Here is a 14,369-nt window from a genome sequence, read left to right as displayed (position 1 = left end):
CTCTATTCTGCCTTCAGCCATCAGGTCGCTTCGCGCGGCCAGGCCGGCGCGCTCCGAAAGGGGCGGCGAATCCGGTCCGACGCCCGTCGATAACCTGGCGTCACGACAGCTTCAGTATTCCGATGGAGGCCGCCGTGGCGCGCAAACTGACACTCGATTTCCTCAAGACCGAGGCCGCATCCGGCTCGGCCCTGGCGCTCGCCGCCATCGCCGCCGTGGCGGTCGCCAACTCGCCGTGGGCGGGGGACTATTTCACTTGGCTGAAGAGCTATCACGTACTTCAGATCGGTCCGATCCGGCTGGAGGAGTCGATCTCCGACTGGATCAAGGAAGGTCTGATGGCGATCTTCTTCCTCGTGGTGGGGCTGGAGATAAAATACGAGATCGTGCGCGGCGAGCTGAGCGATCCGCGCAAGCTGGCGACGCCAGTGCTGGCGGCCCTGGGCGGTATGGCCGGGCCGGCGGCCGTCTATCTATTGCTGTCAGCGACCATGGGGGCGCCGCACGCGGGCTGGCCCATTCCGCTGGCGACCGACATCGCCTTTGCGCTCGCCATCTTCGGCTTCGTCGGCAAGGGGCTGCCGTCGTCGCTGCGGGTCTTCCTGCTTACGCTGGCCATCGTCGACGACCTGGGCGCCATCGCCCTGATCGCCGTCCTGTTCAGCGAGGGCGCCAACTGGGCGCCGCTGTTCTGGGCCCTGGGCCTGATCGCCGTCGGTGGGGTGATCGCGCGCCTGATGCGTATTCCGACGCCCTTCTGGGTGCTGGGCTTTGCGGCGGTCTGGTACCTGACGGTTCTGTCGGGCCTCAGCACCTCGCTGACCGCCGTGGCCTTCGCCATGATCGTGCCGATCGCTGCGCGCAAGGAAGATCGCCAGAGCCCGCTGAAGGAGGCGATGCACGACCTGCATCCGTGGAACGCCTTCCTGGTCCTGCCGCTGTTCGCCTTCGCCAAGGCGGGCGTGTCCTTCGCCGGTCTGTCGATGGAGCAGGCGTTCGCCCCCCTCGTCATCGCCATCGCCCTGGGCCTGTTCTTCGGCAAGCAGATCGGGGTCATGGGCATGGCCTGGCTGGCCTCGGCGCTGAAGATCGGGGCGCGGCCGACGGGCGCCAGCTGGCTTCAGGTCTATGGGGTTTCGCTGCTGTGCGGCGTGGGCTTCACCATGAGCCTGTTCATCGGCGTGCTGGCCTTCCCCGGCGCGGTCGATTCGCCTGAACAGGTTGAGGTCAAGCTGGGCGTCATCGGCGGCTCGATCCTGTCGGCGATCGCGGCGGCTCTCGTGCTGGGATTCGCCGGTCGTCACCGCCAGACCGACCCGGCCGCCTTGCAGCCTGAAGTCGAGCCTCTGGGACCGAAAAGCGGGCAAAAACTGACCTAGCGTCAGCGTTTTCTGTCTCTTCCCTGACACACAAAGGCCAATCCGCGGCGAAAAATCGTCGCGGGTAACAACGCTCGCTTGTCCGTGGGGCCGAAGCGCGCTTAGCCTAGCGATAACGAACGATCCCCCAAGAAGGGGACGTCGATTGGGACAGGAAACGCCGCGATCGCTCTGTGCGAACGTGGCTTCAGCCGGGAGGACGCCTATGCGCCGCAATCTTCAACTCAGAACCACTGTGTCCGCCGCCGTCATGGGCGCCGCCGTTATGGGCTTCGCCGGCGTCGCCGCCGCGCAGGACGCCCCGGCGACCGTGGACGACATCATCGTCACCGCCCAGAAGCGCGAACAGAGCCTGCAGGACGTGCCGATCGTGGTCACGACCCTGTCGCAGGAACTGCTTGACGGCGCCGGCGTGCGCGACATCAAGGATCTGCAGATCCTGACCCCCGGCCTGACCGTCACCTCGACCCAGTCGGAAGCCTCGACCACCGTCCGCATCCGCGGCGCCGGCACCGTGGGCGATAACCCCGGCCTGGAAAGCTCGGTCGGCGTGGTGATCGACGGCGTCTATCGCTCGCGCAACTCGGTCGGCTTCGGCGACCTGGGCGAACTGAGCCGCATCGAGGTCCTGAAGGGTCCGCAAGGCACCCTGTTCGGCAAGAACACCTCGGCCGGCGTCATCAACATCATCACCGAACGCCCGTCGTTCGACCCGTCCATCTCGGCGGAACTGACCGGCGGCAACTTCGGCGCCATCGGCGGTTCGGTCTCCGTCACGGGCGGCCTGACCGACCAGATCGCCGGTCGCCTGTTCGTGGCGCACCGCGAGCGTGACGGCTTCTACGACGTCAACACCGGCGACGGCCCCAACAGCAAGACCGAAGACAACACCCAGAACTACTGGACCGGGCGCGGCCAGCTGTTGATCCTGCCCAGCGACGACGTCTCGGTCCGCCTGATCGCGGACTACACCAAGCGCGACGAGTACTGCTGCTCCGCCGTGCAGACGCGCGTCGGCCCGTCCCAGGCCTTCATCGCCGCCCTGACCGCACCGAACGGCCCAGGCCAGACGCCGCCCGCCGCCGGTTTCGGCACCGTGCCCTTCTCGCGCCTGGCCTATTCCAACCGCGAGACCCCGCAAGAGATCGAGGACATGGGTCTGTCGGCGGAAGCGACCATCGACTTCCCCAGCATCAACGCCACCCTGACGTCGCAGACCTCGTGGCGCGACTGGTCGTTCCAGCAGGGGATGGACCTGGACTACACGGGCGCCGACATCCTGTATCGCGCCAACGACGGCTCCAACGGCTACGGCGTCGACAACCTGACGCAAGAGTTCCGCCTGGCGGGCACGACGGACAAGTTCGACTGGCTGGTCGGCCTGTTCGCCACCAAGGAAGGCGTCTATCGCGACGACAGCTACGTCTATGGCGCGGACTACAACGCCTTCGCCTCCTTCCTTCTGACGGCGACGCTGCCGGCCTCCGTCGGCGGTCCCAGCCCGTCGCGCCTGGGCTGCTTCACCAACCCGAACGGCTTCCTTGTCGGCACGGCCGGCGCGGCTGCGGGCCAGCCGCTGTGCGTTATCGGCGCTGTGCCCCCCAGCGCCGCCGCCCCGACCTTCTCGGCCGGCAAGGCGTATCAGGACCACTACTCGCAGCGCTCGGAATCGGTGGCCCTGTTCACCAACAACACCTACCGGGTGACCGAGGCCTTCGATATCAACCTGGGCCTGCGCTACACCTATGACAGCAAGCGTCTGCTGGGCGTTCAGGACAATCTGGGCAGCAACGGCGCGGCCTGCGGCGGCGCCCTGGCCAACCAGAACCCGGCGAACCGCACGGTCTCGCCGATCCCCGGCACCGCAAACGTCGCCACCCCGGCGGCGGCGCTGGGCCTGCTGTGCCTGCCCTGGTCCAACCCGCTCTACGACAATCGCCGGATCCAGGAGAAGTTCAGCGACACCGACCTGTCGGGCACCATCAAGGCGTCCTACCGGTTCAACCCGTCGATCATGGTCTATGGTTCGTATGCGCGCGGCTACAAGGGCGCGGGCTACAACATGGATCGGGTGCAGACGGGCGTGACGCCGGACGCCTCGCTGTTCTTCGCCGCCGAGACGGTCGACAGCTATGAGGCGGGGGTCAAGACGACCCTGTTCGACCGCACCATGCTACTGAACCTGACCTACTTCGATCAGAAGTTCGAGAACTTCCAGCTCAACACCTTCCTGGGCACCGCCTTCGTGGTGGAATCCATCCCCGAGCTGACCTCGCGCGGCGTCGATGCGGACATGGTCTGGTTCACCCCGGTCGAGGGCCTGTCGTTCCAGGGCGGCGTCACCTACACCGACGCCAAATACGGTGTGTTCGGCGCCGGCGACCTGTCCAGCCCCGGCCGCTTCCCGCAGCTGTCGCTGCTGCCGGGCGCGCGCGCCTCGTTCGCTCCGGAATGGTCGGTCACCGGCGCCCTGGCCTTCGACCGCGAACTGGGCGGCGGCCTGCGCGGCGGGTTCAACCTGTCGGCCAAATATTCGACCGAATACAACACCGGCTCGGACCTGCTGCCCTACAAGAACCAGGACGCCTTCACCGTCGTCAACGGCCGGGTCTCGATCGGTTCGGCGGATGAGCGCTGGACCCTGGAGGTCTGGGGCCAGAACCTGCTGGAAGAAGAATACACCCAGGTCGGCTTCGCCGCCCCGCTGCAAGGCACGGCCTTCGCCAACGTCGCCACGCCTCAGGCCGACGGCACCTTCTATAACATCGCCACCGACACGGCGACCTACAACGCCTACCTCGGCGCCCCGCGCACCTACGGCGTGACGCTGAAGGTCAGATACTGATCGTCAGCCTTCAGGGCTGAACGACGAAGGGCCGACCGGGCAACCGGCCGGCCCTTTTTCTCGGGCGTGTGTTCAGGCGAGTGTGGGAATGTCCGCTCTCAGATTCGGCTTTCGACCCGTTGTGGCCAACTAGGAAGGCGCTCGGGCCGATCGTCGAGCAAAAACCGTCGAAGATGTTCTGCTATGGATCCATCTGTATTTGGCTCGACCGCTGCAGCCTGCGGACCATGCCTTGGGCGATCAGATCTCCATCCGACTTAGGCCGCACGTTCCGCGGCCGGGTCTGGTAAAGCGCTTCCAGGAAAGCTCGATCCCACGACGTCAGCGTGGGCTCGGCAACGCCGTCATCATTGAAGATGTTCAGGATAGACGCTGCAGCGGGGCGGGTGTCCGGCTCGATCTGCGCAAGAGCGATCATGGCGACGTAGTCAGAAAGCTGGGCAAAGCCAGTATGCTCAAGCGCCTGAGCGTCGATGACCACCACGAGCGACTTCAAGGCGTCGAGAGAGTCGTCGTAAAGACGCGACCCCATGACGATCTGGCCGAAACTTCCGAGGTCGCTCGGCCTTGTAATCTCGCCTGATATACTGAACGGAGCATCGCCCGGAAGCCGTACGAGTTGATTTCCAGTGTCTGGATCCACAGGCAAGCTCATATGCCACCACCGGACCGGACGACCGGAGTTCTGGAACGCACGCAATGCGCGCCTTCCTCTATCCAGGCCAGAGACACCCGGATTGAACTCTAATGGGCGTGCCCTAACGATTTCACGCGCTGTCTTGTCCCCATCTTCGCCGAAAACGATCAGAATGTTTGGGTGGCATCCGGGTGCGCCGATGCGCAAACCCAGGCTGTGACCCCAATCAAGGATGCGATCGACCATCGCTCGGGCGGCGTCAGGCGCCAAGCCTGCTGCTCCAACACAGATCGAACCTGTCCATGTTGCCAGCTTTCGCCCATTGGCGGGCGCTCCGACAGACGCCACGAAAGCTTCCGCCTGGGCTTGAAGCCGCTCACCTGTGACAACAACATCGTCAAGCTGCGTCGCTGACGGGGCTTGAGGAGCCTCGAGGATTGTTTGGGCGTGAACCTGACCGCCGATTAAACAGACCGCTCCGGCCAGAATTTTAAACGACTGCAGCAGCTTCATCCGACAACCTCGCAATCAGTGATCGCACACCAGACGCTTGCGAAGTCTCGGCAAGGCAGGGTCTCTCACCGCCCTAACGCCAAATGCGACCGCCCGATGGCTCAGCCTCCGTCCTAATTGGCAAATAGGGCAAGACCGAAAATACTGCGTTGCGGACCTTTACGAAGATCGTCGCGAAGTATCAGTCCATTCTGATCAAGGGCCGGACGGTGCAGGTCACGCCTCGCCGACTGATTTGGAGGTCCGCCCCCTTGTCGTTGGGGACAGCGAACCACGTCTCCCGCCCACTTTGCGTCACGACGAGGGTCTTCGGCTTGATCAGGGAACAGTTGCCGCCGCCCGCCTGATTGAAGGTGCACGCAGTCAGGCCTTCTGTCACCCGGACGGAGAGGTCAGCCAAGATGAAGCTGCTGGTGAAAGCGCCCCAATGATTGGCCGGGCGGGTGATGGTCTCGCACGGCGTGCCCGCCGTCTGTAAAACCAAAGCGAGAGCAGAAGCGATCAACAATCTGTACCTTCAATGTCCGAAGTTAGTGTGGCTCAGACGATGTCCGCTTTCCACCCTTCGCGGACCCACCGAGGATCCGCAAAGGGTTGATCGACCTCACTCCACCACAGTCCCCGGTCTCGGCTTCGCCAGTTCCCGCTGTCCCGCCGTTGAGCGGCTCAGGATGCCGCGGCCCCAGCCGGCGATGTCGTCGACGATGGTGAAGATGGCGGGGATGTAGAGCAGGGACAGGAAGGTCGAGGAGATCAGTCCGCCCAGCACGGCGATGGCCATGGGCGAGCGGAACTGGACGTCGGCGCCGACCCCCATGGCGATGGGCACCATGCCCGCCCCCATGGCGAAGGTGGTCATCAGGATGGGGCGGGCGCGCTTGTGCGCCGCGTCCATGATGGCCTCGTGGCGCGGCATGCCGTCCCGCTCGGCCATGATGACGTAGTCGACCAGCAGGATGGAGTTCTTGGCCGCGATCCCCATCAGCATCAGCACCCCGATCAGGGCCGACATGGAGAAGTTGGCGCCGCCGATGGCCAGGGCGATGAAGGCGCCGCCGATAGCCAGGGGCAGGGCCGCCATGATGGTGATCGGATAGGCGAAGCTTTTGAACAGCAGCGTCAGAACCGCATACATCAGCAGGATGCCCGAGGCGAAGGCGATCGCGAAGCCGGTCAGCATCTCCTGGATGAACTCGGCGTCGCCGGCCGGCACCTGGCGCACGCCGGCGGGCAGGTTCTGGACCGAGGGCAGGCGGTTGACCGCTGCGCCTGCCGCGCCGGTGGCGATGCCGTCCAGCTCGGCGCTGATCGAGGCGATCCGCGACCGGTCCTGGCGGGTGACGGTGGCGGGACCGGCGCCGAACTGGATGTCGGCGACGGCGCTCAGCGGCACGGAGTTTCCGCCGTTGCCCGGCACGCGCAGGTTCTCCAGCACGCTCAGATCCTCGCGGGCTTCCTCGGTCAGCTGCAGGCGGATCGGGATCTGGCGGTCGCCCAGATTGTATTTGGGCAGGTTCTGATCCACGTCGCCGATGGTGGCGACTCGCACGGCCTGGGAGATGGCGCCGGCCGAGACGCCGGCCAGGGCCGCCTCGTCGGGGCGCGGCGTGACCAGGATTTCGGGACGGGCGATGGCGGCCGAGTTGACGACGTTGGCCAGGCCGGGGACGCCGCGCATCTCCTGTTCGACCTTGCGCGCCGCGGCGTTCAGGGCGTCCGGGTTATCGCTCAGGATCGAGAAGGTGTAGCTGGTGCCGTCGCCGGGACCGCCGCCCTGCTGGGCGATGCCGGCGCGGATGCGGGCGCCGGGGATCTGTTTCAGCTCGTCCACCATGGCGCGGGCGAAGGCCTGCTGGCTCAGGTCGCGGTCGCCCTTGGGCACCATGTCGGCATAGACATTGGCCTGGGTCACGTCCTGACCGCCGATGGCGGCATAGACGGAGGTGACCTCGGGGCGGGCTTCCAGCCTGCGGGTGACCTGCTGCACCACGGCGTCGGTCTGGCGCAGGGTCGAGCCGGGCGGCAGTTCGACCTGGAAGGCGGCGCGGGCCGTATCGCCGGGCGACATGAACTCGAACGACATCTTGGCCACGATGGCCGTTCCGACCGATCCGACCAGGAACAGGATGCCGATGACGAACACTTTCCAGCGGTTGCCCAGCGACCAGCGCAGCGCCTTCAGATAGCCGCCCATCCAGAACGGATCCTTGTCCTCGTGATGGCTGTGCTTGAGGATGAAGGCCGCCATCAGCGGCGTCAGTGTTCGGGCCACAAGCAGCGAGAAGGCCACGGAGACGCAGGCCGCAAGCGCAAAGGCCTTGAAGAACTGACCGATGATGCCCGGCATGAAGCCGACGGGCGCGAAGACGGCGATGATGGTGGCGGTGGTGGCCACGACCGCCAGACCGATCTCGTCGGCCGCCTCCAGCGAGGCGTCATAGGGCGGCTTGCCGTCGCGCATGTGGCGGACGATGTTCTCGATCTCCACGATGGCGTCGTCGACCAGAATGCCGATGGTCAGCGACAGGGCCAGCAGGGTCACCACGTTCAGCGACTGATCCAGCGGGCCCAGGATGGCGAAGGTCGGGATCAGCGACATCGGCATGGCCGTCGCCGCGATGAAGGTGGCCCGCCAGTCGCGCAGGAAGATGAAGACGATGATGACCGCCAGCACGGCGCCCAGCAGCAGGGCCTCCAGCGAGGCGAGATAGGATTCCTCGATCTGTTCGACGCTGGCCGTGACCTGGCTGATCGTCAGTTCGGGGTGGGCGTCGTCGAGTTTCTTGACCTCTTCGCGGACCCGTTCGGCGACCTTGACCTCGGAGGCGGTGCGCGAGCGCAGGAAGTTGAAGGTGACGGCCTCCTGGCCGTTGTAGCGGGCCAGGCGGCGCGGTTCGCTCCACTTGTCCTCGACCTTGCCCAGATTATCCAGACGCACCGCCTTGCCGTCGCCCAGCGGGATCAGGGTGCCGCTCAGCTGCTCGACCGAGGTCGCGGCGCCCAGGGTGCGCACGGCGCGCTCGGACCCGGCGATGGTGACGCGGCCGCCCGGCAGGTTGTTGTTGACGTTGTTCAGCGCCTGGCTGACCTCCGCGGCGGTGACGCCGTAGGCGGCGAGCCGTTGCGGATCCAGCTCGACGCGGATTTCGCGATCCACCCCGCCCGAGCGGTTGACCTCGCCCACGCCGCCCAGGGCCAGCAGGCCGCGGCTGACCTCGTTGTCGATGAACCAGCTGATCTCTTCCGGCGTCATGGTCGGCGAGCGGACGACGTAGGTGATCAGGGCGTCGCCGGTGATGTCGATGCGCTGGACCGCCGGTTCCTGCATGTCCTGTGGCAAGGACGCGCGCAGGCCGGTCATGGCGTTGCGCACGTCGTTGGTCGCGCGGTCGGTGTCGGTGCCCAGCTCGAACTCGATGGTCGTGGAGGACACGCCGTCGGTGATGTTCGACGTGATGTGGCGCACGCCCGACAGGCCGGCCAGCGAATCCTCGATCAGGCGCGTGACCTGAACCTCCATTTCCGCCGGGGCCGAGCCGGGGCGGGCGGCCGTGACGGCGACCAGGGGGAAGTCGATGTCGGGGTTCTGATTGATCCGCATCCCCATGAAGCCGACCACGCCGCCGAGCGTCAGCAGCAGGAACAGCAGGATGATCGGGATCGGGTTCTTGATCGCCCAGGACGACATCTGATTCATGGTCGTCGGTCCTACTTCTTGGCCGCCGGGGCCGCCGGCTGGGCGGCGGGGGCTGCAGGCGCATTGCCGACCGCCTGGGCGACGTTGACGCGGTCGCCTTCGTTCAGGAAGCCGGCGCCGTCCACGGCGACGCGGACGCCGACGGCGACGCCGCTGACGGCCGTCTGGGTCTCGGTGCGCGACAGGATGGTCACCGGCTGGAAGTGGACCGTGCTGTCGCCGTTCACGACGAAGACGCCGGGCTTGTTCTCGCGATACAGCACAGCGCCGGTCGGCACGGTGGTCGCGGGCTGGTCGCCGACGGCGATGTCGGCGCGGGCGAACATGCCGGGACGCAGCTGGGCGCCGGGCGACAGCGAGATGCGCGCCAGCCCCAGGCGGGTGGTGGCGTTGACCTCGGGCGTGACGATGCGGACCGAGCCGGTGGTCTCGCCCGCCTCGCTGGAGGTCACGGTCGCCGACTGGCCGGCGCGGATCAGGCCCAGTTCGGTCTCGGGCACCTGGGCGTCCAGCTCAAGCCGGCCGTCGCGGACCATGCGGAACAGTTCGGTCCCGGCGGCGATGATCTGGCCCTTGGTGACGCTGCGGCTGATGATCAGGCCGCCGACGGGCGCGCGGATGGTCGCCTGGGACAGCTGGGTCTGGGTCTGGGCCAGGGTCGCGCGGGCCGCCGCAAGATTGGCGTTGGAGGCGCGCTGGTTGGCCAGGGCCGTGTCCAGCGACGCCTGGCTGAGGAAGCCGCGCTCCTTCAACTGCTGGGCGCGGTCCAGGGCGGCGTCGTCGCGCGCCACATTGGCCTGGGCCAGCTGGACCTGGGCCTGCTGTTGCTGAAGCTGGGCGCGCAGCAGGACGTCGTTCATCTGCACCAGGGCCTGGCCCTGACGGACGTAGGAGCCTTCGTCCACATAGACGGCGACGGCGGTCAGGCCGCCGGTCTCGGCCGCCACCGGCACCTCTTCCCAGGCCGAGACTGTGCCCGAGGCGGTGACGGTGCGGTTCAGGCTGGTCTGGGCGACGGTCGCGGCGCTGACGGTCTGGCGCGAGCCGCCTGCGGCCTTTTCGTCCGTCTTTTCCTCGCCATGTCCGCCGCAGCTCGCCAGCAGGAAGGCCGACAGGGCCATGGCGCCGACGTTGAGAACGGTGCGGGTCGTCTTGGACACGGGGGATTTCCTCGGTTGCAGGCGAAGCGGATCGCCGGCTCGCGCCGGTTATCGAGAGGCTTGTCCCATACCGCGTCCGCGAAACCTTCTCAAACGGCGAAGGCGTTTATTGCGAAGGCTTAATGTGACTTAAGGCGCGGGCGGGATCGGCCGTGCGGCTGGTCCCCGCCCTCTACGCGTGATAGGGGCGCGCGGATGACGACTCCCCCTATCTCGAACATTCGCAACTTCAGCGTGGTCGCGCACATCGACCACGGCAAGTCGACCCTGTCCGACCGACTGATCCAGTACACCGGCGGCCTGACCGCGCGCGAGATGTCCGAGCAGGTGCTCGACAACATGGATATCGAGAAGGAACGGGGCATCACCATCAAGGCGCAGACCGTGCGCCTGAACTACAAGGCCAAGGACGGCCAGGACTATGTCCTGAACCTGATGGACACGCCCGGCCACGTGGACTTCGCCTATGAGGTCAGCCGCTCGCTGGCCGCCTGTGAGGGCTCGCTGCTGGTCGTCGATGCGTCGCAAGGGGTCGAGGCCCAGACCCTGGCCAACGTCTATCAGGCCATCGACAACAATCACGAGATCGTCCCCGTCCTGAACAAGGTCGATCTGCCGGCGGCCGAGCCCGAGCGGGTCCGCGCCCAGATCGAGGACGTGATCGGCATCGACGCCTCCGAAGCGGTCCTGTGCAGCGCCAAGTCCGGCATCGGCATCGAGGACGTGCTGGAAGCCATCGTCACCAAGCTTCCGGCCCCCAAGGGCGACCCGAACGCGCCGCTGAAGGCCATGCTGGTGGACGCCTGGTACGACCCCTATCTGGGCGTCGTCGTCCTGGTCCGCGTCTTCGACGGGGTGCTGAAGACCGGCATGCGGGTCAAGATGATGCGCAACGGCTCGACCCACCTGATCGACCGGGTCGGCGTTTTCCTGCCCAAGAACACCCCGGTGGACCAGCTCGGCCCCGGCGAGGTCGGCTTCATCACCGCCCAGATCAAGGAAGTCGCCCACGCCGCCGTCGGCGACACCATCACCGATGAAAGAAAGCCGACCGCCGAACCGCTGAAGGGGTTCAAGGAAGTCCAGTCGGTGGTCTTCTGCGGCCTGTTCCCGGTGGACGCCGCCGACTTCGAGGACCTGCGCGCCGCCATCGGCAAGCTGCGGCTGAATGATGCGTCATTCACCTATGAGATGGAATCCAGCGCCGCCCTGGGCTTCGGCTTCCGCTGCGGCTTCCTGGGCCTGCTGCACCTCGAGATCATCCAGGAACGGCTCAGCCGCGAGTTCAACCTGGACCTGATCGCGACCGCCCCGTCGGTGGTCTACAAGATCGGCCTGCGCGACGGCTCCGAGATGGACCTGCACAATCCGGCCGACCTGCCCGACGTGATGCAGATCGAGACCATTTCCGAGCCCTGGATCAAGGCCACCATCCTGACGCCCGACGAATATCTCGGCAGCGTGATCAAGCTGTGCCAGGACCGCCGCGGCTCGCAGGTCGAACTGTCCTACGTCGGCGCCCGCGCCATGGTGGTCTACGAACTGCCGCTGAATGAGGTGGTGTTCGACTTCTACGACCGGCTGAAGTCGATCTCGAAGGGCTATGCCTCGTTCGACTACGAGATCACCGAATACAAGGTCGGCGACCTGGTGAAGATGTCCATCCTGGTCAACGCCGAGCCGGTCGACGCCCTGTCCATGCTGGTCCACCGCGCCCGCGCCGAGACGCGCGGCCGGGGTATGGTCGAGAAGATGAAGGAACTGATCCCGCCCCACCTGTTCGTCATCCCGATCCAGGCGGCCATCGGCGGCAAGATCATCGCCCGCGAGACCGTGCGGGCGCTGCGCAAGGACGTGACCTCCAAATGCTACGGCGGCGACGCGACGCGCAAGAAGAAGCTGCTGGAGAAGCAAAAGGCCGGCAAGAAGAAGATGCGCCAGTTCGGCAAGGTCGAAATCCCGCAGGAAGCCTTCATCGCCGCCCTGAAGATGGACGACGATTGAGGGGTTACGACCCGTTCTTATTGGCCTCGGATATTACCCAATCTCGAAGTCGATCAAGGTCATGGGACCAGAAAACTTCAATGCCGCTGCTCGCCAAACCTAAAACGTCTTCTGCTTTGTATGCGCCTTGAAGCAGGCCGCCTGACCTCAAAGACCGGCCATATTCCTCCTTCCACGCTGCTGCCTTTTCGCGGATGTCATTGATCCTTTTTTTCGAATTCGTGACATCGTTTGAGACCTTGCACTCCAACGCCAGCACGAATGTTCGACCGAGACCTATTGCGACATCAACTTCTTTAGTTTGTCTGTCGGCAACGAAACGCGCCTTCCGCATGAAGCGATACGCTTGGATGCTTCGATCAATAATTCGGCCCTTCTGGTGTACCCAACCGGCATCGACGAGCATCTCGGCAACAGCAAGTTCTTGAGCAGCAGAAGCGCTCATTCGTTGAAAGGTCATAAGTTTTTGCAGTGCCATCATTGGCGTGACATGGCGTATGAGTTGATCGATCTCAGACTCAGTCGGTCTGCGTTCCTGATCAAGCCAAGACGTTATGGATCGGTCACGCCATTCGTCAAACGCAGCAGCGACAGCCTCCGCTTTTGCAGTCGTTATCCCTGATCCCGAATTTTCAGCCGACGTACTATATTGCTTGCAGATATGTTCGAACTGCGCCTGACTTTTTGGCGGCGTTGTTAGATAACGTAGAAGAACCGAAGACCGGCCGGAACGCTTCAAAGCAGTTTCAATTGCCAGTAAAAAATCTGTTCCCTCAAGTGCTGTTTCGATAGTTTGATGAGAACTTTTAACAAACTGCTCCCAATCAGAAGCGCCTTTGGAAGCGGATAAATTTGATTTGTAGAGTTCTAGGGCGTGGGCTGTTTGCTCACGATGATAGCATTCAATCTCTGGAGATACCGACACTAAGCAGCTTTCGCCTTCCTGCGAGCAGGCGCGGCCAAACGGGAATCACCATTTCGCCGATGCTCACGTATCGTATAATCGATTGCAGCTTGAAGACGTGCAGGCAAGGTGCTGACATTACCCGCTCCAATGTCTGAAGCGATGGGTGCATTGATTACATGCGCCCGAAGTGTTTCACCAATCCGCTCTGCCAACAGCGGCGGTACTGCGTTTCCAATCTGCCGATATTGATCGACGCGCTTTCCAGCGAAAATCCAGTCCGCAGGGAATGTCTGTAGTGCGGCGCACTCGCGCGGCGAAAGCCGCCGCAGACCATGGATTGGATCACGAATCCAATCTTGCTGGGCATTAGCCGTGACCGTTCTCGCTGGACGCTTCAGATCAGCAACGAATGCACCTTGCTTATAACCCCAATGCCCCCCCGGTCGGGTCGTTTCGCGCTTTCCCGGACTTTTGACGCCCGAACCAGCAGGAATCTGTTCGAGTTCCACCGCCAGTTTTCCAGAGGGGCGGATGATCTCGTCGGCTTCAATCGGCGATATGGCTGCCAAGGCGTCGGCCATCGATACCCAAGCCGTGTGGCCCGAATGGGCGCCGTCGCTATGCGATGCCGTCGGCATGGGCGGCTCATCGCCGAAGCGGTAGCCGATCAGAACCACCCGCACCCGTCGTTGGGGTGCGCCGTAATCGGCCGCATTGAATAGTTCGACTCGCGTCTGCCAGCCGGCGCTGAATAGGGCCTGACGGATAGCTGCGAGTGCGCTGCCTGGAACGCCATCCGACCCGCGAGCAGTGATCAGTCCCCGCACGTTTTCGAACAGAAGCCAGCGGACGTCTAACTCCTTCGCAACGCGGAGGTAGTCTTCGAACAGTCGTCCGCGTGGGTCGTTGAAGCCGAGTTGATGGCCTGCGCTACTCCAAGATTGGCAGGGCGGACCGCCTGCCAGCAAGGCGATATCTCCACGACGCTTGCCAATTTCAGACAGCATCTCATCGCCCGTCAGATCGCGAATGTCCGCCTGTCTGATGGCGCAGCCGCTGTGATGACGCCTAGCAGCAGCATTGAGCTTAAGCGTTTCGATCGCGTTCTTGTCGAAATCGGTCGCGTAAAGGCAGTCCCATCCGGCACGTTGAAGCCCAATGTCTAGGCCGCCTGCGCCCGAAAAAACTGAGACAAAGTCGGTCATGCTGCGCCCCAATCGTGTCTCA

The 14,369-nt window shown here is 64.5% G+C and carries 9 protein-coding genes; 3 read left to right on the top strand and 6 right to left on the bottom strand.

The annotated features are described in order from the left end of the window. Positions 1-134: 134 nt before the first annotated feature. Together nhaA and ACP7BH_RS12820 are read left to right on the top strand one after the other, a co-directional pair. Positions 135-1,379, top strand: a complete 1,245-nt coding sequence (gene nhaA, locus ACP7BH_RS12825; RefSeq protein WP_425985786.1) for a Na+/H+ antiporter NhaA — start codon at positions 135-137, stop codon at positions 1,377-1,379. A gap of 205 nt (positions 1,380-1,584) precedes the next feature. After that, complete coding sequence (locus tag ACP7BH_RS12820; RefSeq protein ID WP_425985784.1) at positions 1,585-4,224, top strand: TonB-dependent receptor; 2,640 nt, start codon at positions 1,585-1,587, stop codon at positions 4,222-4,224. A 181-nt stretch (positions 4,225-4,405) separates the two neighbouring features. Here ACP7BH_RS12820 and ACP7BH_RS12815 read toward each other — a convergent pair whose 3' ends face one another. The 4 genes from ACP7BH_RS12815 to ACP7BH_RS12800 all read right to left on the bottom strand — a co-directional run bounded on the left by ACP7BH_RS12815 (position 4,406) and on the right by ACP7BH_RS12800 (position 10,231). After that, entirely contained in the window at positions 4,406-5,374 is a 969-nt protein-coding gene (locus ACP7BH_RS12815; protein WP_425985782.1) for a hypothetical protein, read from the bottom strand. A gap of 181 nt (positions 5,375-5,555) precedes the next feature. After that, positions 5,556-5,882 carry a hypothetical protein gene (locus ACP7BH_RS12810; protein ID WP_425985780.1) on the bottom strand — a complete coding sequence of 109 codons (327 nt, stop codon included), beginning with the start codon at positions 5,880-5,882 and terminating at the stop codon, positions 5,556-5,558. 96 nt (positions 5,883-5,978) lie between these two features. Further along, the gene (locus tag ACP7BH_RS12805; RefSeq protein ID WP_425985778.1) at positions 5,979-9,071 is read right to left on the bottom strand and encodes an efflux RND transporter permease subunit; all 3,093 of its coding nucleotides are present in this window, start codon (positions 9,069-9,071) and stop codon (positions 5,979-5,981) included. 11 nt (positions 9,072-9,082) lie between these two features. Then, the gene (locus ACP7BH_RS12800) at positions 9,083-10,231 is read right to left on the bottom strand and encodes an efflux RND transporter periplasmic adaptor subunit (protein ID WP_425985776.1); all 1,149 of its coding nucleotides are present in this window, start codon (positions 10,229-10,231) and stop codon (positions 9,083-9,085) included. A 195-nt stretch (positions 10,232-10,426) separates the two neighbouring features. On the opposite strand from ACP7BH_RS12800, the gene lepA reads away from it, so the two are divergent. After that, complete coding sequence (gene lepA, locus ACP7BH_RS12795; RefSeq protein ID WP_425985774.1) at positions 10,427-12,235, top strand: translation elongation factor 4; 1,809 nt, start codon at positions 10,427-10,429, stop codon at positions 12,233-12,235. Between the two features lie 4 nt (positions 12,236-12,239). Here lepA and ACP7BH_RS12790 read toward each other — a convergent pair whose 3' ends face one another. Then, positions 12,240-13,160, bottom strand: coding sequence for a XamI family restriction endonuclease (locus tag ACP7BH_RS12790; RefSeq protein ID WP_425985772.1), 921 nt, complete (start codon positions 13,158-13,160; stop codon positions 12,240-12,242). Next, positions 13,160-14,347, bottom strand: coding sequence for a DNA cytosine methyltransferase (locus ACP7BH_RS12785; RefSeq protein WP_425985769.1), 1,188 nt, complete (start codon positions 14,345-14,347; stop codon positions 13,160-13,162). Before ACP7BH_RS12785 ends, ACP7BH_RS12790 begins: the two co-directional genes overlap by 1 nt. Positions 14,348-14,369: the final 22 nt, after the last annotated feature.

This window comes from Brevundimonas sp. TWP2-1 (genome assembly GCF_049897645.1).
Lineage (GTDB): Bacteria > Pseudomonadota > Alphaproteobacteria > Caulobacterales > Caulobacteraceae > Brevundimonas.
The sequence above is the reverse complement of the archived record's forward strand: the minus strand, read 5'-3'. Positions and strand labels throughout refer to the sequence as shown.

Excerpts from the sequence above, each read along its gene's own strand:
- ACP7BH_RS12820 (WP_425985784.1), top strand. The coding sequence starts at position 1,585 with ATGCGCCGCAATCTTCAACTCAGAACCACTGTGTCCGCCGCCGTCATG.
- ACP7BH_RS12815 (WP_425985782.1), bottom strand. The coding sequence starts at position 5,374 with ATGAAGCTGCTGCAGTCGTTTAAAATTCTGGCCGGAGCGGTCTGTTTA.
- ACP7BH_RS12805 (WP_425985778.1), bottom strand. The coding sequence starts at position 9,071 with ATGAATCAGATGTCGTCCTGGGCGATCAAGAACCCGATCCCGATCATC.
- lepA (WP_425985774.1), top strand. The coding sequence starts at position 10,427 with ATGACGACTCCCCCTATCTCGAACATTCGCAACTTCAGCGTGGTCGCG.
- ACP7BH_RS12785 (WP_425985769.1), bottom strand. The coding sequence starts at position 14,347 with ATGACCGACTTTGTCTCAGTTTTTTCGGGCGCAGGCGGCCTAGACATT.